Origin of the sequence: Alteromonas lipotrueae (assembly GCF_019249215.1) — a bacterium.
Lineage (GTDB): Bacteria > Pseudomonadota > Gammaproteobacteria > Enterobacterales > Alteromonadaceae > Alteromonas > Alteromonas lipotrueae.
Genome location: NZ_JAESDI010000011.1, coordinates 51,604 through 69,955, shown reverse-complemented (window position 1 = coordinate 69,955; position 18,352 = coordinate 51,604). Strand labels below are relative to the sequence as shown.

Here is an 18,352-nt window from a genome sequence, read left to right as displayed (position 1 = left end):
GTATAAATTGTTGCCATAGCAAATCGATTGAGCGTGTTTTTACTCATACATCAGTTGGTAACTGCACCTTTGTAATGCATCGCTACGTCGCAGCGTTCATAGGCACAGCCGAACTTTTGCATGATTTCTTCACAATGAACAAAGCCATTTTTCTCATAAAGATGAATGGCGGCCTCGCACTTCTTATTCGTCAAAAGAAATAATGTATTAAAAGCAATGGTAGGGGCGTTATTCAACACATGTTGTAACAAGCCTTCCCCTACTTTTAATCCTCTTGCTTCACTGACCACACCCATCTTAGTAAGTTCGAATACCCCTTCTCCTTTTTTCATTAATGCGCATGTACCTACAATGCCAAAGTCCGGGTGTTCAGCAAACCAAATGTATCCACCCTTATCGATAATATTGCGCTGTGGGTAGCCAATAACAGCCTCATCAATGCTCTCTAAATGAAACATTTTGGTTATCCACTCTCTATTTATGCGGTCGAAATGGGGGGCTAACTCGGGGGTATAGTCGAGGTAATGCAACATGATGGAATTCAATACTCTGGTTAAGCATAGTTAGAAGAAGGTTTACTTTATGCTTTAATGGCAAACTTGTCATCTTGACGTAAATACCATTAAGGGTACTGATTCCATTCGTGAGGATTGTTTCAATAGACTGTCTCGTCAAGCTGACGCATTCATTTATAACAAAAGTTTAATTTTTATTAATACACCTTTTAATTGCCAATAAATCTGACTAGAATCCGCTCTAAATAAGAATATCTATCATTTTCAATACTGTTTGAATTATCACTTGAGGAGACTTGCTTGAAACTTGGTAAAGCAACTATTTCTACTGCTGTTCTTTTAGCTCTTTATGGCACATCTGCATTCGCACAAGACGATATGGCTGAGTCAGATGAAAGCGTTGAACGTATTACCGTACGCGGCGCATTCTTTGGTCAACAAGTCGCCACAGCGGTTAAAACCCCTACATTATTGGTTAACGTGCCCCAGTCAGTATCTGTTGTAAGCGCAGAACAAATTTCAGAGCAAGCATTGTTTAGTATTGCCGATGTTATGCAATACACCCCAGGTGTGAGCATTGGCCTAGGTGAAGACCATCGCGATCAGGTGACTATTCGTGGTCAGAACACCACCGCCGACTTTTTTGTTGATGGTCTTCGTGACGACGTTCAGTACTTTCGCCCATTGTATAACCTAGAGCGTGTAGAAATATTACGAGGCGCGAACGCCTTACTATTCGGCCGTGGTGGAGGCGGTGGCGTAGTTAACCGTGTGACTAAAGTGGCCAGTAGCGCAGAAGATTTCACCACACTGTCAGCAGGTATTGATACCTTTGGCGCTGGTTCTATTAGTGTTGATACCAATAAAGCCATAGATGCTAATAATGCTTTTCGTTTTAACGGTGTGTTTGACAGTATTGATAATCATCGTGATTTTAAAGATGGTGAACGTTACGCCATTAACCCAACTTATACATGGATGGCTAACGACGACACCACGGTGGTTGCATCTTACGAATACGTAAATGATGATCGTTTAGTCGATAGAGGTATACCCTCATTAGATGGTGCACCGCTTGAAGGCTTTGACGACACCTACTTTGGTGATCCAGACTTCAACAATACTACCCTTGAAGCGCATATTGCCCGTGTTCGTGTTGATCATGCACTATCGCAAAATTGGAACTTGAACGGTACCGTTCAGTTTGCTGATTATGATAAAGCTTACCAAAACTTGTACCCCGTTAACTTTGACGCTGATGCAGGCACGGTTACGTTAGATGGGTATCGTGATACCACCACTCGTGAAAATGCGCTGGTTCAATTAAACCTTATTGGGCAGTTTGCAACAGGTGATATTAACCATACCTTACTAACAGGAATGGAGTACGGCAGCCAAGATACAGAAAATGCTCGTCGTGATGCGTTTTTTGCAGACAGTCAAGACGACCAAGTATCCTTCGTGTTTAGCGACCCCCTGGTTATTCCGTCAATGACGCTGACAGATCCGGTAAGAAATCGTGCATCAGACGTCACCTTTACCTCAGCCTTCGTGCAAGATGAAATTAAGCTTAACGAGCATTGGATTGTGGTGGCCGGTCTTCGCTACGATAATTTTGATATCGATGTGGTAGACACTATTGAAGTGGCTAACGGTGCTGACGATGGTAACAGCGGTTTCCTATCTAGTTCTGATTCACAAGTGTCACCCCGTGCAGGCCTAATTTACAAGCCAGCGGAATCTGTTTCGATTTATGCCAGTTACAGCAAATCGTTTTTACCTCGTTCAGGTGACCAATTCCTTTCTCTGTCGCTTACAAGCCAAGCGCTGGAAGCTGAAGAATTTGAAAATAAAGAAATTGGCGTAAAGTGGAATTTCTCTGACTCACTTAGCGTAACAGCAGCGGCATTTGAAGTTGAACGTGAAAATGGCACAGCGCAAGATCCTAACAATCCAGAAGCGTCTATTTTAACCGGCACCGAAACCAAAGGTTTTGAAGTGCAGGTGGTGGGCAAGCTTTCAGAGCGTTGGGTAATAAATGCTGGGTATAGCAACCTTGATGGCGAAGAAATGGGCCGCATTGTAGATGGCGCATTGGCGAACCGTGATTTAGCACAGCTACCAGAACACATGCTGACGTTATGGAACCAATATGAAGTAAACGATAAATGGCGTGTTGCATTAGGCGTGATTTATCAATCTGAGCAGTACGCGTCTTTAAACAATACCGTCGAACTACCTGATTTTGTTCGCGTAGACGCTGCAGTGTATTACGATTACAGCGAAGACATTAAAATTCAGCTAAATGTGGAAAACGTATTCGACGAAGACTATTTCCCATCAGCACATAACGACAACAATATTGCCACCGGCGAGCCGCTTAATGCGCGCGTGAGTTTGCAATATAAATTTTAGTCACGCTGAATAGTAGTGATAGATAAAGCGGCCTTTAATGGTCGCTTTTTTGTTGTAATTTGGCCTGAGTAAAAAACATGCTTTGCAACGCTTAGTGCTTGTCATTTCCTTTTAGGTGTATATACTTACAGGAACTGTATAGACAGACAGGTCTTTTATGCGCCCACTCACAGCAAGACAAACAGAAGTTCTCGAGCTTATAAAAACAACGATGCTCGAAACTGGCATGCCGCCTACCCGTGCAGAAATTGCCCGTCATTTAGGTTTTCGTTCTGCGAATGCCGCTGAAGAACATTTAAAAGCGTTGGCCCGTAAAGGCGTCATCGAAATCCTTCCAGGCACTTCTCGTGGTATTAAACTTAATATTCCTCTTGAAGATGAAGCCCCTGAAGAAGAAGGCCTTCCTCTTATTGGCCGAGTGGCTGCGGGCGAGCCTATTCTAGCGCAAGAGCATATAGAGTCTCATTATAAGGTCGACCCTGCCCTGTTTCAGCCTCACGCCGACTTCTTACTTCGTGTAAGCGGTATGAGTATGAAAGACATTGGTATACTTGATGGTGACTTGTTAGCCGTGCACCGCACGACGGATGTCCATAATGGGCAGGTGGTAGTAGCACGTGTCGATGAGGACGTTACTGTTAAACGCCTTGAAAAGCGTGGCCGCGAAGTATTGCTTCATGCCGAAAATGACGAGTTTTCACCGATTAAAGTCGACTTAGCGTCAGAGCCTTTTTCCATTGAAGGGATTGCCGTTGGTGTTATTCGAAATGCTGATTGGATGTAACCTTTTAGCTATTTAGTAAAGAAAGCGGCTTATAGGCCGCTTTTTTGTATGTTTACCATACCTTGCTTACACAATAATCGTATTTAAGTCTAAGAAATCCCTCAAAAGCCACCAGATACCGCTCCCGCATATTTTCTCCTATTTATGTCACCTTTTTTAGTGCTAACTAGCGCTATTTTAGTCATCTGTTTTGTTTGAAAAACAATCATAAGTGCGTAACTACCTTTTGATTATAAGAAACTTATTGCCAACTTCTATTCGCCCATCTCGTTCAAAATGAGCGTTTCAAACGGGCTCGCTAAATACCCGTGTAACGTCCATGCGCTGTGACGTCATTCACTTCTCTGTCATACCGCGTTGATTAAAAATTAAACGCTGCAATTGTTTTTTCTTAGAAAAGACTAGACTTGTGCGTTTTATTGAGCAATTCTTATACTGTATTTAACAAAATAATAACAATAGCTGTAACTTTGTTTTACAACTAAAGCTAGGCAGTTAAGTTAAAAGTTGGATTTCGAGTATCAGTTGCCAGAAGCGCAGCGCATCTAATGCGTTAATGCTTCTGTTATAACGGAGGTGTTGAGTGAAACGAGTAACGACACAAGCGGCGACACAAGCGACAAAGTGGCTTTACGGGCTTCCACTTTTGCTTACCTCGCCACTACTGTTTGCTGATGCAGCAACGGGCGAAGGCTCTTCCATAAATTTGCGCCGAGGCGCAACAGACATAAGTGGTCAAGTATACGACCTCCATATGTTGATGTTCTTTATCTGTATCGCAATCGCTGTTGCGGTTTTTGGGGTTATGTTTGCCTCAATGTACTTGCACCGTAAATCCAGAGGCGCTAAGCCCGCTCACTTCCATGAAAATGTAAAAGTGGAAATTGCATGGACAGTAGTGCCATTCATCATTCTTATTCTTATGGCTATTCCTGCTGCTAAAACCCTTATTGCGATGGAAGATACCAGTGAACCTGATCTTACCGTTGTCGTTACTGGATCTCAGTGGAAGTGGCATTACCGGTATATGGACAGAGACGTTGAGTTTTATTCGTTAATGGCGACGCAACGAGAGCAAATTGAAAACAAATTCGAAAAAGGCGCGAACTATCTGTTGGAAGTCGACCGTCCGTTGGTGATCCCCACAGGGCAAAAAGTGCGCTTTCTTATCACCTCTGATGACGTTATTCACTCGTGGTGGGTACCGGACTTTGCAGTGAAAAAAGATGCTAATCCTGGGTTTATTAATGAGTCGTGGGCAAAGGTGAACGAGCCAGGTATTTATCGTGGACAGTGTGCCGAGCTTTGCGGAAAAGATCATGGCTTTATGCCGGTTGTGGTCATTGCTAAAGAGCCTGCCGAATTTGATGCTTGGATGAATGAACAAGAAGAAGCAGCTCGCCAAGCGAAAGAAGAAGAGCAACGTCTACTGTCGATGAATATGTCGATGGACGAACTTATGGATGAAGGTAAGCGGGTTTACAACGCCACTTGTGCGGCTTGCCATATGCCTAACGGCGAAGGGTTACCCGGAGTTTTCCCTGCGCTTAAAGGCAGTGAGATGGTACTTGAAGACCAAACTGCACATATTGATATTGTGTTGAACGGTAAAACCGGTACGGCCATGCAGGCGTTCGGAAAAATGTTAAGCCTGAAAGACATTGCGGCTGTGGTGACCTACGAACGAAATGCGTGGGGCAATAACACGGGTGATATGGTGCAGGCTAAAGATGTTAACGCCGTCGTTAATGGGAACTAGGAGTGCGTAATGAGTAAAGCAACTGATGTCATTGCGCCGGATACCTCGGCGCATCACGAAGATCATGACCATCATAGCCATATTCCAAAAGGAATAACCCGATGGTTGTTTACCACTAACCACAAAGATATAGGCACGTTGTATTTATGGTTCGCCTTTATCATGTTTTTGATTGGTGGCGCCATGGCAATGGTGATCCGTGCTGAGCTATTTCAGCCTGGATTACAAATTGTTGAGCCAAACTTCTTTAATCAAATGACGACTGTGCACGGCCTTATCATGGTATTTGGTGCGGTAATGCCAGCCTTTACGGGGCTTGCAAACTGGCTAATTCCTATGATGATAGGTGCACCAGACATGGCGCTGCCGCGAATGAATAACTGGAGTTTTTGGATATTACCTGGCGCCTTTCTTATTTTGCTTAGCTCGCTATTTTTAGAGGGCGGCGGCCCGGCATTTGGTTGGACCTTCTATGCACCGCTTTCTACCACCTACAGTGGTGACTCAACCGCATTGTTTGTGTTCTCGGTACATATCATGGGTATCTCATCCATTATGGGGGCTATTAACGTCATTGTGACCATATTCAACATGCGTGCCCCCGGTATGACGTGGATGAAAATGCCTTTATTCGTGTGGACTTGGCTTATTACTGCTTTCTTGCTTATTGCTGTTATGCCTGTGTTAGCGGGGGCGGTCACCATGGTACTGACGGATAAGTTCTTTGGCACCAGCTTCTTTGATGCAGCAGGTGGTGGTGACCCCGTTATGTTCCAGCATATCTTTTGGTTCTTTGGGCACCCTGAGGTGTACATCATGATATTGCCGGCCTTCGGTATTATCTCTCAAATTGTCCCTACGTTTTCCCGTAAGAAGCTGTTTGGCTACGCATCAATGGTGTATGCCACCGGCTCTATTGCGCTGTTGTCCTTTGTGGTATGGGCTCACCATATGTTTACCACCGGCATGCCGGTGTATATGGAAATGTTCTTCATGTTTGCCACTATGCTTATATCGGTGCCTACAGGCGTGAAGGTCTTTAACTGGGTGGCGACTATGTGGCGGGGCTCTCTAACCTTTGAAATGCCCATGATGTTTGCCATTGCGTTTATCGTATTGTTTACCATTGGCGGCCTGTCAGGATTAATGCTGGCCATCGTGCCGGTGGACTTCCAATACCACGATACCTATTTCGTGGTCGCACATTTCCATTACGTTCTGGTCACCGGTGCCATCTTCTCGATTATGGCTGCGGTGTATTATTGGTTACCCAAGTGGACAGGGAAAATGTACGACACGGCGCTAGCAAAATGGCATTTCTGGTGCTCACTAGTGTCGGTAAATGTGTTGTTCTTCCCGATGCACTTTGTGGGGCTGGCTGGTATGCCACGTCGTATTCCTGACTACGCCTTACAGTTTGCCGACTTTAATAAGTGGATAAGCCTTGGCGGCTTTGCCTTTGGGCTGTCGCAACTAATCTTCTTAGCATTGTTAATTAAGGCCTGTAAGAAGCAGGGTGAGCCAGTATCTGCCCAAGTGTGGGAAGGTGCCGAGGGACTAGAATGGGAAATTCCTTCTCCTGCGCCCTATCACACCTTTGAAACGCCGCCCGTTGTTAAATAGAGAAAATAGGGCAAGTAAGAAAAGGAGCTACCCATGACACAAGCAAATGCAAACAACAAAATGGTGATAAAACTCGTCGTTATTGTGTTTGGCATGTTTGGTTTTGGGTTCGCCCTGGTGCCACTTTACGACGTATTTTGTGACGTTACTGGTATTAACGGTAAAACTGAGAATACCGCAGCGGTGTATGAGTCCATCGAAATAGACGAAAGCCGTGAGATAACAGTGGAGTTTATTACCCGCACTAACACTGGTATGCCGTGGGAATTTCGCGCGCAAACTAGTCGTATGAAAGTGCACCCTGGGGAGCTTAATACGGTGTCGTTTTACGTAAGAAATCCAGCGTCGAGCAATATGATGGCGCAAGCTATTCCATCGGTGTCGCCGGGTATGGCAGCGCTATATTTGAATAAAACGGAATGCTTTTGTTTTAATCAACAACCTTTAAATGCTGGGGCCGAGGCTTATATGCCCATGCAGTTTTATGTCGACCCACAGCTTCCCGAAGATATTAGTTATTTTACTGTGCAATACACCCTTTTTGATGTGACCGCACGAGCGAGTGACATGAAAACAAAACCGAATCCCTACATGGTCCCTCAACCTGAAAGTGGTAAATAACAGGTGTTGGGATAAGGAGAGAGTAATGCAGCAAGAATATCAGAAATATTATGTACCGGCACAAAGCCCATGGCCTATTGTAGGCGCGGTGGCGCTATTTTTAATTGCCGTTGGCGCGGGCAACTTTGTGATTGAAGCCACTAAAGGTGAATCAGGCTATGGAGGCTATACACTTCTCGCTGGGTTTGTCGTATTGATGGTGATGCTGGTCGGATGGTTTAAAAACCAAATTGATGAGTCTATGTCAGGGCTATATAGCGACCAATTAGGACGCTCTTACCGACAGGGAATGAGTTGGTTTATCTTCTCTGAAGTCATGTTCTTTGCCGCTTTCTTTGGGGCACTCTATTATGCCCGATTCATTTCAGTGCCTTGGTTAGGCGGTGCATCAAATAATGCAATGACTAACGAAGTGTTATGGCCCACATTTGAAGCCATGTGGCCGTTAGTATCTACCCCAGGGGGCATCACTACACAAGAAATGAGTGCGGTTGGTTTACCCACCATTAATACGGTTATTTTGCTTATATCGTCGGTCACATTGCATTTTGCTCATGTTGGTTTAGAGCAGAACAAACGCAAACAACTGACCCTAATGTTAGGCGTCACTATCTTGCTGGGAATTGGGTTTTTATTCTTACAGGTGGAAGAGTATGTTCACGCCTATCGTGACCTAGGGCTAACGCTACAGTCAGGCATTTACGGCAATACCTTTTTCATGCTGACGGGCTTTCACGGTATGCACGTTACCCTTGGCACCATCATTCTTATTGTCATGTTTTTTAGGGTACTAAAAGGGCATTTTACACCGCATAACCACTTTGCTTTTCAAGCCGGAAGTTGGTACTGGCACTTCGTTGATGTGGTGTGGGTAATGCTTTATATCTTTGTTTACGTTTTATAAAAACGTTGCCAAACCCTAGTAAGGTCGAGGGTTTGGCGTAATTAAACCGGTGCCAATCGCCACTAAAATTAAAATCACTATGATGGCAGATGTGAGCACCCTGCGACCGATATATTTACTCATTGGACCGTCTTTGGGATCGTTTTTCATCATGACACGCATGGCCATAAATAGGTTAACGATCATGAAAATTACCAATGCAACCAAGATTATTTTTATCAACATATAAACCTCAATAGTAGTGTGCAGGTTGGCCAAATGAATCAGGTTACAGCATCCAAATTAATCGCAATCGTCATTACTAGTCTATGTGTAATGGCGATGTGTGGCTTGGGGTTCTGGCAACTAGACCGAATGGCACAAAAGCAACAACGCATAGCTAGCATAACCGAAAAACAGGGGAAAGAAAGCTTGTCGCTTATTGATGCCCTTTCAATGAAAGCGCCCGAAGATCGCGCCGTTTACTTTGAAGGTACGCCAAACGGCGACAAGGTGTTATTGCTCGATAATCAAATACACGAACAACGGGTAGGCTATGACGTTCTAGTGCCAGTACAAACCAATGCAGGGTGGATATTAGTTAATTATGGCTGGTTGCCTGCACCAGACTTAATGCGTTCGCTACCGGCAGTAAAAATTAGCCACCACGCACAACAATTTGAAGGGGTGGTGAGTCAGCCCACTCATAATCCGTTAGTAAAAGAAACGCTTTCATCAGCATTAAGCTTTCCGGCTCGTATTCAGCAAGTTTCTACCAGTACCGCCAGTGAATTGTTATCGCTTAACTTATTACCTTATGTAGTAGTACTTACCGCAAAAAATGACCTTTTTGTCAGGCGTTATAATCGAGTTTCCATGCCGCCTGAAAAGCATTTGGGTTATGCCATTCAATGGTTTGGTCTTGCAATCGCAGCCGCCTTGATTGGCGGTTTCGCAATTATGAAAAAAGGACGTCAATATGAGTAATCCGGCCTCGAAAAAAACCTTAATTATCATGGTTGCCGTGTTCGTGCTACCAGTGATTTTAGCCAAGCTTGCGTTAGAGAATGATTGGTTCAACCAAGGTGCTACCAATAAAGGTGCATTGTTGCAGCCTACCATTGATGTTTCATCGCTTTTAGAAGGTACGGAGCCGAAATGGCGCTTGTTGTATGTCTTGCCCGAAAGCTGTGATGTCACTTGTGAAAATGCATTGTTTAGCATTAACCAAGTGTGGCTGGCGCTAGGCAAAGAGTCTGACAGGGCGCAAGCATTAGTTTTGTTCACTGAAAAAAGTGATGTAACAGCGCTAGAACAGTTATCTGAGTACGCCAATGTGCATACCCTGAGCGTCAGCGGTGTGCCTATCACCAACCTTAAACAGCAAAGCGTATATATCGTTGATACCTTAAATAATGCCATGTTGTATTACCAAATAGACAGTGACAGAAGTACCGCGGTGATGGAAAGCCGAAGTATGCTGGCTGATATTAAAAAGCTTCTGAAATTGTCTCGTATTGGGTAGGAGATGCTATGAAAAAACTGGTGCTGTTTAGCCTGTTTCTTGCCGCAGTAGTCATCATTTTAGGGGCTTACACACGCCTTACTGATGCTGGCCTTGGTTGCCCTGACTGGCCGGGTTGCTATGGCAACCTTACCGTGCCGCTAAGTGACGAAAAGGTAGCCACGGCGAATACGGCGTTTCCAGACCGCCCCGTGGAGGCGCATAAAGCATGGAACGAAATGATTCATCGCTATTTTGCAGGGGCGCTAGGGCTATGCATTTTGGCGATTGCCATTATCGCGGTAAGGCAGCGCCATAAAGGCACGCCAGTTAAGCTGCCTTTGTTGCTGCTTGGCCTTGTGATTTTTCAAGCGGCGCTTGGCATGTGGACAGTCACTCTTAATTTATTGCCTGTGGTGGTTATGGGGCATTTGCTAGGGGGGTTCACCGTACTAAGTTGCTTATTTTTGCTTTATTTACGCCTTAGAAAACACAGCTCAGTTAACTTGCTACAACGGGAATCCAATTCGGCACAACCGTTAACAGACGACAGCCTTAATCTTGGTAAAACCAACAAGCTGACGATGATGGCATTGTTAGGTATGGCCATTTTAGTGGGGCAAATAGCGTTAGGCGGCTGGACATCGGCCAACTACGCCGCCCTCGCCTGTACCGATATGCCAATTTGCGAGCCCGGGTGGCAGCAGCGGTTAGATTTTCAAGGCGCATACAGTGTGCCCGAGGCACAAAACTATGAATTTGGGGCACACGATTACGGTGAGCGAGCCACTATGCATATTGTGCATCGGTTCGGCGCTGCAATCACCTTTCTTTACCTTACCGTATTGGCTGTTATGTGGTTACGAAACAGTAAATTATCACCGGCGGTGAAAAAAGGGTGTGTCTTAATGCTTGGAGTACTATGCGTGCAAGTGGCGCTGGGTCTAAGTAACGTTTTGTTTAGTTTACCTTTGTTTATCGCGGTATCACATAATGCAATTGCCGCCATGCTATTACTCACAGTGATATGGCTGACATGGTCAGTTGCTCCTTCAACCTCTTCTTTCTCCTACTCTACTGGAGGTCATCATGGCTAAAACTATCCCGTTAAATACTGCAGTTGCAGGTAAGCACTCGCTAAGCTCGCAAGTGAAGAACAACTCGCAAGCCAAGATCAGCTGGCGTGACTATTACGAAATGACAAAACCAAACGTGGTGATGCTACTTTTGCTCACGGCGTTAGTGGGGATGTGTTTAGCCTCGCCTAGCTGGGTAAACGCTACAGCGTTGGTGTGCGGATTGCTGGGTATTGGCATGTTATCGGCATCAGCCGCGGTGATTAATCATGTGGTCGACCACAAAATTGACAGCCAAATGGCACGTACTTTCAATCGGCCTGTGGCTAAAGGAAAAGTAAGTATCGCAAAAGCATCTTGGTTTGCAGCAGGGCTTGGCGTAATGGGTTTTGTTGTATTGAGCTTATGGGTGAACATGCTTACCGCTTGGCTTACCCTTGCTAGCTTGGTGGGCTATGCCGTGGTGTATACCATGTTTTTAAAACGAGCCACGCCGCAAAATATTGTAATTGGTGGTATTGCAGGTGCTGCTCCACCGCTTCTTGGCTGGACCGCTGTCACTGGGGAAATTCATGCTCATGCGTTGTTGTTAGTACTCATTGTATTTACGTGGACTCCCCCGCATTTTTGGGCGTTGGCTATTCATCGCGAAAAAGATTATGCGAAAGCGAAAGTGCCCATGCTGCCGGTGACCCATGGGGTAGAATTCACTAAAACCTCGGTGTTACTTTATACCGTGTTACTGAGCTTGGTTTGCCTGTTGCCTTATTTGGTGGGCATGAGTGATTTAATTTACCTTATTGGCTCTTCGCTTCTAAATATTGGGTTTATGTATTACGCGATAAAACTGAAATTTGCGGCCACTAGCCAAACCGCGATGAAAACTTTTAAGTTCTCAATTGTTCATCTCATGGTATTGTTTGTAGTATTGTTGTTCGATCACTACGTACCACTGAGTTTATGAACCGACGGATTTTTGTAGGCGTTGTTGCATTAGTAGCGTTATTGGCGGGTGTGTTAGGGGCAATTTATTTGTCACCAACGGGTCAGTCTAATGGCGGTAAACCCAAGTATTTTCAGGCTTATCCTGAGCCTCGCGCCATTGCGCCTTTTTCGCTGACCGACAGCAAAGGCAATGAATTTAACCAAGCTTCGCTAGAAAATCAGTGGAGCTTGTTGTTTCTTGGTTATACGTTTTGCCCAGACATATGCCCTACTACAATGGCCGAACTGAACAGCATTTACCCGCAACTGCAGGCTATTGAGTCTGAATTTCCTATTAAAGTGGTGTTTATTTCTATCGATCCTAACCGTGACTCATTAGCACGGCTCGACGAATACATCAGCTACTTTAACCCAAACTTTATTGCTGCGACCGGTGCGCATAAAGCCTTATTTCCCTTCGCTCGCAACTTGGGCATGATGTATGCAATTGCTGAAAGTACAGATAATCCTAATTATCTTGTCGATCATAGTGCATCGGTAGTGCTTATTAATCCTGAAGTACAGGTGATAGGGCGTTTTAAGCCAAAACGTGAGCCTGGCAAGTTGTCGATTAGTGACGCACAGCAAATACGTAATGACATGCCAGCGATTACTTCATCATTCAGTTCAAACTCGGCACTATAGGTAGGTATGGGAGGCATGGATATAAAAATCCGACAAGGTCTCGTGTCTGATGCTCGCCAAGCGGTTCCCTTATTATTAAGTGCTGCAGAAGACCTATTGGTTTGTGTATTTGGTAATGGGGATACAAGGCATACTCTCGAATTTTTGACCCATGCATGGAAAGGTAAGGACGGGCAATATGGCTGCAATAATCACTGGGTTGCGGTAGTCGATAATGTTGTTGTAGGCGTCATTACGGCGTGGCACACCAAGTTGGGGCCAGTGTTTGACCGAGCGTCGTTAGACAGCGTGACTAGCTTCTACAATCTTGATGAAGCAATGGCAGTGCTAATGCGCAACCAAGCTGTTGCTGTCGGTTTAACTCCCCCAAGTGCGACAGAGCTTATGTTGGGCCATGTAGCGGTAGATAGCATTGCTCGGCGAGGCGGCATTGGCAGCGCCATGATTGCCCATATGCGTAGTTACGCGATAGCACTTAAAAAGCAGGCATTGGTACTAGACGTACAAATTAGTAATATTGCTGCCATCCGGTTTTATCAAAGCGTTAATTTTAAAGAGCAATCAGTGAACGGCACCTTTGTGCGTTTTGTTCATGCACTTTCAGCTTAACTAATCTGGGTAATTTCCGTTTTTATCTGCCACAAAAAATGGCTGAGAATACCAATAATATCTTCCCGATTGAGAGTTGCTCGGAGCGGTACAATTTACTCGCGAACGGCCTACAGGAAGTGCTTGAGTAATACTGAAGGTAATCGCATTGCCTTCAACCCTAGTTTCAACTGGTGAGCCTGAAAAGAAGCAATTTACTTGGCTTAAACGTACATCATCGCCCTTAATCGTTAGCGTAATAGGGGGGAGTCTCGATTCGTCACTAGCGCCTTGCACCGTATTTCGATTTACCTCAGGGATATACTCACCTTCAAAGCTGGTCGATAATACCGGCATAGCAATACTGTTTAGTTTGGTTTTTAGTGTACTTAAGTTGGCATAAGGGCCAGCTGCAGGAAAGCGAGGTAATGCTTGAAAATGACTGTGTGGACCTATAGCGCCTGAGTGTTGTCCGAACGCAATGTAGCCCTCTTGCGCGAGTTTATCTGCTAGCTTTTGGTTGAACTCACCAAAAGGGTAGGCCAAATATTTAAGTGATTCGCCAATTTTGCTATCAATAATAGCCTCGGCTTCAGCTACATTCTGCCATACCTTTTCAAGCCAAGCTTCGTCGTTAGTGTCGCTATCAGCCTCACTGCTTGAAACTCTGCCATCCAGCATATGCAAATGATCAAGCGTATGGTTAGCGAAGGTAACGCCATCGTTGTGCATCGCCTTAACTTGTTCCCAAGTGAGTTGGCTTCTATTGGTACCAATTTCCCCTGGATTAATAAATATTGTGTACGGGAAGCCCATATCAACCATAATGGGGTGGGCATTTGTGAGGATGTTTTCATAGCCATCGTCGAAGGTCACTACCACGGTATTGGAAGGCAGCGGTGTGTTATCTAAAATAGCGTTGACCACTTTTGCTAAAGGTAAAACTGTGTGATGTTGCTTTAAATATGCCATATGTTGCTTGAACATATCAGGCGATATACTGGTGCTTTTCGGCGTGTGGTTAGACACATGATGGTAAAGCAAAATAACACCATTTTGAGTAAGAATTTCACGGGTTGGCTGCGTAGTGTTATCAGTAGCAGCCAGACTATAGCCAGAAAAACAGACAAAAAAGAAAAGTGCTAACCCGTGTGGTCGGTTGCCTTTCATTTGCGCCAATATAGCGTCACATTTAATCCACGAAATGACATTGAAAGGCATGATAAACTTCATGTTTTCTCCGAGTTGAAGTTGATTTAATAGCAGTGCTTTTTACTGCGTGTCAGCATGCTGTTCTACTAATGCAGAGACGATAATTAATGAAAAAGCGAGTGCAAGAAGATAAGCAATCTCTACGCCAACCTGAGTCGTTATGGCACGATCATACACGCTTACTCACTTTAGCGCTGCCCATGATTCTGGCCAATATTACCACTCCTTTACTGGGTTTGGTGGATACGGCGGTTTTGGGGCATATGTCGGCGCCCGCCATGTTAGCCGGTGCGGCAGTTGGCGCACTAATTCTTACCCAAATTTACTGGGTGTGTGGATTTCTGCGCATGTCATCAACGGGCTTAAGCGCACAGGCAAAAGGGCATGAAGATGCCACGCTTGCCTCTGCCAAAGTACTTTGGCAAACCCTTGCTGTCGCTTCAATTTTGGGGCTGTGCTTACTAATACTTCAAGAGCCTGTACTCACAGCAGGGTTAGCATTGGCAAGCCCTTCAGATGCAGTAGCAGTACACTTAACTGAGTATTATCAGGTTAGGGTATGGGGCGCACCAGCGGCTATGCTGAACTTAGCCCTTATCGGCTATTTAGTTGGGCAACAAAAAACCCGCACGGTGATGATTATTCAAATAGTGGGTAACCTTGTAAATGCAGGATTGGATATTACCTTCGTTTATGGGCTGTCTATGTCGGTGGCTGGGGTTGCCTTAGCCAGTATTATTGCTGAATACGCCATGGCATTTATGGCGATGTACGTAGCGTTGAAACAAGTGAGAGGTATTGCACCAGAAGCAAGTTGGTTTAACCGTGCAGCGCGTAAAGTGTTAATGAAACTCAATACTGACATGCTGCTACGCAACTTAGCCTTGCAAGCTTGCTTAGCCTTTTTGACGATACAAGGCGTGCGATTCGGTGAAATGCCGGCGGCAGTGAATGCTATTCTACTGCAGTTTTTCGTATTAATAGCGCTAGGATTAGACGGTGTCGCCTATGCAGTAGAAGCGTTGGTGGGTGAAGCTAAGGGGGCAAAGAATTCCGCGGAAATAAAGCGCAGAACATACCAAGGGTTGTTTTGGTCATCGCTTTTTGCAATAGGCTATAGTGCTATCTTCTTCTTTGGCGGGCACGGCATAATAAGCTTGCTCACTGAGCATCAAAATATTGTGAATGCAGCGGTAACCTACCTTCCACTTATGGTTATTCTGCCACTACTGGCACATTGGTGCTTTTTGTACGACGGTGTATTTGTTGGCCTTACTAAGTCATCTTCTATGCGCGACACAATGATTATTAGCGCCTTCGCGGTATATTTCCCAGTATGGTTTTTTACTCAGTCTCTCGGTAATGTCAGCTTGTGGTATGCATTGCTGGCGTTCTTACTCGCCCGTGGCATTACGCTTGGATGGAGCTTCGAACGGCTAAGCAAGCGCAATGCATTGTGTGACAGCTAATCTAAGCCATGCAAAACCCAACCACGCTAAGCAGCTACGTCACTTTAGTCACTTCGATTGGCAGAAATACATCGGTCACGGCTTCATGGGCGGCTACATCGGGGAAAAAGCGAATACGCTCTAAAAAAATCGGGGAGTCTCTCAGTTCAAATTGTGTATCAGGCAACCATTGGTGATATAAAGCGTGCACCACCGCCCCTAATTCGGCATCGGTGCCAATATGGCGGACCTTAGCGCAGTATCCTTCCGGTATGGCAGTGGTGGTGACGTTGGGAGTGATCGTATCCTTAGACTGGCATGCTTCTATAGCCTTGCTTGTTTTTGCGGGCTGGTTAATAGGCGCAGTAATTTGGCACGCCACACCAAACCGGTAAGACTCATGTGGCGTGTTGTCAGGGTCATCATACAGTAAGTTGAAAGTGCGGCTGGTGGAGGGCGGTAGTTTTTTTTCTCTGCGCCACGCAATAAACGCACTTACCGTGCTCATAATGTGGCTAGGCGGGCCAATGTGCATCATCATCGCAATGTCTAAGGCTGGAAACTGAATAACTGACACATCAAGTTGATGATTTTCAGAGGTGACATTTTCAGACGCGCTATTTGAGTTGTCATGTGAGGTGTTCATAAGTACCGAAGATCCTTTTTCGTTAGATATTACTAGCGAGCTAATTTGTGCACCTTTATGTAGCGCTTCAACATTGGGTGTCTTTCTAAAGCCTGAAGGCGACTGGTTGTAATGCTTTTTAAAGGCTTTGGCATAGCTTTCATGTGACCCAAACCCTGCTTCTATCGCAATTTCCAATATGCGTTTTTGAGGCCGAAATGCTAATTTATAGGCACTTTCGTGCAGTCGAAGCTGCCTAGCGTAGGCGCCAATATTAATACCAAACTTTGCGTTAAATGCGCGATGAAGATGGTACTCAGAGGTACACGCGAGAGAGGCGAGTTGAGTAAGATTATTGGCACGGTCGGGCGACTTTAAAATGGCGTCGGCGACCTTATCAAGACGGCGATATAAAGGGTTCATTCGTTACTAGCGTTATTGAGGTTAAGCAAACAATACAAAGTTGAATCAAAACATACCCGACTATTTTTGCGGTATTGCCTTTTGCACGACAAAGTAGGTATGAAATTCGGGTAGCTGCTCGTATTCAATATGCCGAATAATGCAGTCGGCTTCGACAATATGACGTATATAACCGTTGATACCTAGTGAAGCGTAATAGACTTCAGGCCCCATGGTGGTGTTGGTATGTTCACCCGGTTCATCCACACCGCCACAGCTAAATATAAATATGCCACCTGGCTGTAGTGCATTGCAAAGTTTGGTAACTAGAGCCGCTTGGCTGTGTAGTGGTACGTGCCACAGGCAGTCCCAAGCACTAATGAAGCGGTACTGATGGGGCAGGTCGAAGGTGCAAATATCACCAAAATAAAACGTGTTGTTAGGGTGTCTTCCTCTGGCTAACGCCAGCATCTCATTTGAGATATCAATCCCCTCTACTACAAACTCGTTGTCATGCAGCAGTTCAATAAACCTACCCGTACAGCCACATCCTACATCAAGGCCGATGCGAGGTTGATCTGTTCTGGATGAGCCTTGTTCTGACGTAAATACGTCTAGAAATGATAACGCGACCTTATGCTGAGCAATACCATTGCTACGATTAAACTCTGGCCGTGTCCAACGCTGGGTAATTTGATCGTAAGCAAGGCCGGTTTCTGCTGGTGTCATGGTCGCTTACCTATTCTGACTTATCGCTCGCCAGTGTAGCACTGACGAGCTAAACGTAGATGTTTATACAAGCTCAAGGCTGTTTAAAAGCTCAAGGCTGTGTATCCGCTCAAGGCTGTGTATCCGCTCAAGGTTATTTCTTAACGAAGTGAGTCGCACACAGTTTGTTGCCAGAAGGGTCGCGCAAATACGCAAGGTACAACTGGCGCTCTTCTGTACCACGAATGCCGGGAGGATCTTCAACCGGCACGCCGCCATTGGCTGCGCCTACTTTATGCCATTCATCAACAAGCGCTGGGTTTGCCGCAGCAAGGCCAATCGTTGAACCGTTCCCGTGGGTAGCGGCTTCGCCGTTAATTGGTTTGGTAAGGGCTAACACACCTTTTGGGGTGAAGTAGAAAACACGACCGTGTTCATCGTATACGCCTTCATCGTATCCAAATACAGCAAGAGAGGCATCGTAAAACTTCTTCGATGCTTCGATGTCGTTCGCGCCAATCATTACATGACTAAACATAGCATTTCCTTTTTGTAGGCAA

19 protein-coding genes are annotated in these 18,352 nt (G+C 45.3%); 13 read left to right on the top strand and 6 right to left on the bottom strand.

The features are described from left to right. Positions 1–50 precede the first annotated feature (50 nt). Positions 51–533, bottom strand: a complete 483-nt coding sequence (locus JKP82_RS14300; protein ID WP_232370709.1) for a GNAT family N-acetyltransferase — start codon at positions 531–533, stop codon at positions 51–53. 282 nt (positions 534–815) lie between these two features. On the opposite strand from JKP82_RS14300, the gene JKP82_RS14295 reads away from it, so the two are divergent. The 6 genes from JKP82_RS14295 (at position 816) to JKP82_RS14270 (ending at position 8,621) form a co-directional block, all read left to right on the top strand. Continuing rightward, positions 816–2,930, top strand: a complete 2,115-nt coding sequence (locus JKP82_RS14295; RefSeq protein ID WP_159534149.1) for a TonB-dependent receptor — start codon at positions 816–818, stop codon at positions 2,928–2,930. Positions 2,931–3,087: 157 nt separating this feature from the next. Further along, positions 3,088–3,714: a transcriptional repressor LexA gene (lexA, locus tag JKP82_RS14290; protein ID WP_057795164.1), complete on the top strand. Its 627-nt coding sequence runs from the start codon at positions 3,088–3,090 to the stop codon at positions 3,712–3,714. 583 nt (positions 3,715–4,297) lie between these two features. Beyond that, positions 4,298–5,473 carry a cytochrome c oxidase subunit II gene (coxB, locus tag JKP82_RS14285; RefSeq protein WP_013786737.1) on the top strand — a complete coding sequence of 392 codons (1,176 nt, stop codon included), beginning with the start codon at positions 4,298–4,300 and terminating at the stop codon, positions 5,471–5,473. Between the two features lie 9 nt (positions 5,474–5,482). After that, on the top strand, positions 5,483–7,096 hold the full coding sequence (gene ctaD, locus JKP82_RS14280) for a cytochrome c oxidase subunit I (RefSeq protein ID WP_159534147.1): 1,614 nt from the start codon (positions 5,483–5,485) through the stop codon (positions 7,094–7,096). Between the two features lie 33 nt (positions 7,097–7,129). Next, the gene (locus JKP82_RS14275) at positions 7,130–7,717 is read left to right on the top strand and encodes a cytochrome c oxidase assembly protein (RefSeq protein WP_218397547.1); all 588 of its coding nucleotides are present in this window, start codon (positions 7,130–7,132) and stop codon (positions 7,715–7,717) included. 25 nt (positions 7,718–7,742) lie between these two features. Continuing rightward, complete coding sequence (locus JKP82_RS14270; RefSeq protein WP_159534143.1) at positions 7,743–8,621, top strand: cytochrome c oxidase subunit 3; 879 nt, start codon at positions 7,743–7,745, stop codon at positions 8,619–8,621. 15 nt (positions 8,622–8,636) lie between these two features. On the opposite strand, the gene JKP82_RS14265 is transcribed toward JKP82_RS14270, so the two are convergent. Then, positions 8,637–8,846, bottom strand: a complete 210-nt coding sequence (locus JKP82_RS14265) for a DUF2909 domain-containing protein (protein ID WP_159534141.1) — start codon at positions 8,844–8,846, stop codon at positions 8,637–8,639. A gap of 33 nt (positions 8,847–8,879) precedes the next feature. On the opposite strand from JKP82_RS14265, the gene JKP82_RS14260 reads away from it, so the two are divergent. The 6 genes from JKP82_RS14260 to JKP82_RS14235 are packed head-to-tail and all read left to right on the top strand — an operon-like array spanning position 8,880 to position 13,418. Next, positions 8,880–9,587 carry an SURF1 family protein gene (locus JKP82_RS14260; protein WP_218397545.1) on the top strand — a complete coding sequence of 236 codons (708 nt, stop codon included), beginning with the start codon at positions 8,880–8,882 and terminating at the stop codon, positions 9,585–9,587. Further along, positions 9,580–10,125: a redox-active disulfide-containing membrane protein gene (locus JKP82_RS14255; RefSeq protein WP_159534137.1), complete on the top strand. Its 546-nt coding sequence runs from the start codon at positions 9,580–9,582 to the stop codon at positions 10,123–10,125. The genes JKP82_RS14260 and JKP82_RS14255 overlap by 8 nt, the downstream gene beginning before the upstream one ends. An 8-nt stretch (positions 10,126–10,133) precedes the next feature. Then, positions 10,134–11,201: a COX15/CtaA family protein gene (locus JKP82_RS14250; protein ID WP_218397543.1), complete on the top strand. Its 1,068-nt coding sequence runs from the start codon at positions 10,134–10,136 to the stop codon at positions 11,199–11,201. After that, positions 11,194–12,144, top strand: a complete 951-nt coding sequence (gene cyoE, locus JKP82_RS14245; protein ID WP_201299287.1) for a heme o synthase — start codon at positions 11,194–11,196, stop codon at positions 12,142–12,144. The genes JKP82_RS14250 and cyoE overlap by 8 nt, the downstream gene beginning before the upstream one ends. Then, the gene (locus tag JKP82_RS14240) at positions 12,141–12,809 is read left to right on the top strand and encodes an SCO family protein (protein WP_159534133.1); all 669 of its coding nucleotides are present in this window, start codon (positions 12,141–12,143) and stop codon (positions 12,807–12,809) included. The genes cyoE and JKP82_RS14240 overlap by 4 nt, the downstream gene beginning before the upstream one ends. A 15-nt stretch (positions 12,810–12,824) precedes the next feature. Continuing rightward, positions 12,825–13,418, top strand: coding sequence for a GNAT family N-acetyltransferase (locus tag JKP82_RS14235; RefSeq protein WP_159534131.1), 594 nt, complete (start codon positions 12,825–12,827; stop codon positions 13,416–13,418). Here JKP82_RS14235 and JKP82_RS14230 read toward each other — a convergent pair whose 3' ends face one another. Beyond that, complete coding sequence (locus JKP82_RS14230) at positions 13,419–14,630, bottom strand: polysaccharide deacetylase family protein (protein ID WP_218397542.1); 1,212 nt, start codon at positions 14,628–14,630, stop codon at positions 13,419–13,421. A gap of 179 nt (positions 14,631–14,809) precedes the next feature. Here JKP82_RS14230 and JKP82_RS14225 point away from each other — a divergent pair, with 179 nt between their 5' ends. Then, a complete protein-coding gene (locus tag JKP82_RS14225; RefSeq protein WP_258544403.1) occupies positions 14,810–16,078 on the top strand; it encodes an MATE family efflux transporter in 1,269 nt (422 codons plus the stop codon). A gap of 34 nt (positions 16,079–16,112) precedes the next feature. Here the strand turns inward: JKP82_RS14225 and JKP82_RS14220 are convergent, their stop codons facing one another. From JKP82_RS14220 to JKP82_RS14210, 3 genes are all read right to left on the bottom strand, one after another. Beyond that, complete coding sequence (locus JKP82_RS14220; protein ID WP_218397538.1) at positions 16,113–17,105, bottom strand: AraC family transcriptional regulator; 993 nt, start codon at positions 17,103–17,105, stop codon at positions 16,113–16,115. A gap of 60 nt (positions 17,106–17,165) precedes the next feature. Continuing rightward, entirely contained in the window at positions 17,166–17,813 is a 648-nt protein-coding gene (locus JKP82_RS14215) for a class I SAM-dependent methyltransferase (RefSeq protein WP_159534123.1), read from the bottom strand. 133 nt (positions 17,814–17,946) lie between these two features. Next, positions 17,947–18,330, bottom strand: a complete 384-nt coding sequence (locus JKP82_RS14210) for a VOC family protein (protein WP_218397537.1) — start codon at positions 18,328–18,330, stop codon at positions 17,947–17,949. Positions 18,331–18,352: the final 22 nt, after the last annotated feature.

Bases quoted from the DNA above. Each gene is read 5' to 3' on its own strand.
- JKP82_RS14240 (WP_159534133.1), top strand. From the start codon at position 12,141: ATGAACCGACGGATTTTTGTAGGCGTTGTTGCATTAGTAGCGTTATTG.
- JKP82_RS14265 (WP_159534141.1), bottom strand. From the start codon at position 8,846: ATGTTGATAAAAATAATCTTGGTTGCATTGGTAATTTTCATGATCGTT.
- JKP82_RS14210 (WP_218397537.1), bottom strand. From the start codon at position 18,330: ATGTTTAGTCATGTAATGATTGGCGCGAACGACATCGAAGCATCGAAG.
- JKP82_RS14235 (WP_159534131.1), top strand. From the start codon at position 12,825: ATGGATATAAAAATCCGACAAGGTCTCGTGTCTGATGCTCGCCAAGCG.
- JKP82_RS14270 (WP_159534143.1), top strand. From the start codon at position 7,743: ATGCAGCAAGAATATCAGAAATATTATGTACCGGCACAAAGCCCATGG.
- JKP82_RS14230 (WP_218397542.1), bottom strand. From the start codon at position 14,630: ATGAAGTTTATCATGCCTTTCAATGTCATTTCGTGGATTAAATGTGAC.
- JKP82_RS14275 (WP_218397547.1), top strand. From the start codon at position 7,130: ATGACACAAGCAAATGCAAACAACAAAATGGTGATAAAACTCGTCGTT.
- JKP82_RS14255 (WP_159534137.1), top strand. From the start codon at position 9,580: ATGAGTAATCCGGCCTCGAAAAAAACCTTAATTATCATGGTTGCCGTG.
- JKP82_RS14225 (WP_258544403.1), top strand. From the start codon at position 14,810: ATGATTCTGGCCAATATTACCACTCCTTTACTGGGTTTGGTGGATACG.
- JKP82_RS14250 (WP_218397543.1), top strand. From the start codon at position 10,134: ATGAAAAAACTGGTGCTGTTTAGCCTGTTTCTTGCCGCAGTAGTCATC.
- JKP82_RS14215 (WP_159534123.1), bottom strand. From the start codon at position 17,813: ATGACACCAGCAGAAACCGGCCTTGCTTACGATCAAATTACCCAGCGT.
- lexA (WP_057795164.1), top strand. From the start codon at position 3,088: ATGCGCCCACTCACAGCAAGACAAACAGAAGTTCTCGAGCTTATAAAA.
- JKP82_RS14260 (WP_218397545.1), top strand. From the start codon at position 8,880: ATGAATCAGGTTACAGCATCCAAATTAATCGCAATCGTCATTACTAGT.
- ctaD (WP_159534147.1), top strand. From the start codon at position 5,483: ATGAGTAAAGCAACTGATGTCATTGCGCCGGATACCTCGGCGCATCAC.
- cyoE (WP_201299287.1), top strand. From the start codon at position 11,194: ATGGCTAAAACTATCCCGTTAAATACTGCAGTTGCAGGTAAGCACTCG.
- JKP82_RS14220 (WP_218397538.1), bottom strand. From the start codon at position 17,105: ATGAACCCTTTATATCGCCGTCTTGATAAGGTCGCCGACGCCATTTTA.
- JKP82_RS14300 (WP_232370709.1), bottom strand. From the start codon at position 533: ATGTTGCATTACCTCGACTATACCCCCGAGTTAGCCCCCCATTTCGAC.